The organism is Pedococcus sp. P1_H8 (assembly GCF_056405175.1).
In genome coordinates this window covers 1-367 of record NZ_JBFUCP010000450.1, presented here as the reverse complement: position 1 = coordinate 367, position 367 = coordinate 1, and the positions used below count along the sequence as shown (strand labels likewise).

1 protein-coding gene is annotated in these 367 nt (G+C 65.9%); it reads right to left on the bottom strand.

Annotated elements, in window-relative coordinates:
* A partial coding sequence (locus AC1DYG_RS20800; RefSeq protein WP_477641722.1) for an MFS transporter occupies positions 1–367 on the bottom strand: 367 nt, incomplete at both ends.

The following is a 367-nucleotide window of genomic DNA, read 5'->3' as shown; positions in this document are numbered from 1 at the left end:
TCGTCGAGGTCCACGCCCTTGGTCTCGCGGCTGAAGAGCAGCGCGATCACCGTGATCGACATCGTGACCACCAGGTATCCGACCACCATACCGACGCCGTAGTTGTCGATCAGCCAGACCGCGATGAACGGCGCGGGGGCACCGGCGATGATCGACGAGCCCTGGAACACCAGCGACGAACCGGCGTAGCGGTAGCGGGTCGGGAACAGTTCCGTGATCCAGGCGGCCTCGGGGCCGGCGAGCATGCCGTGGAAGAACGCACCCACGCACACACCCAGCCACAGCATTGGCAGGCTCTCGAGCTGGACCAGCCAGAAGAAAACCGGTGCCCACACCACGAGGATGACCGCGGGGACCAGCATCGCGG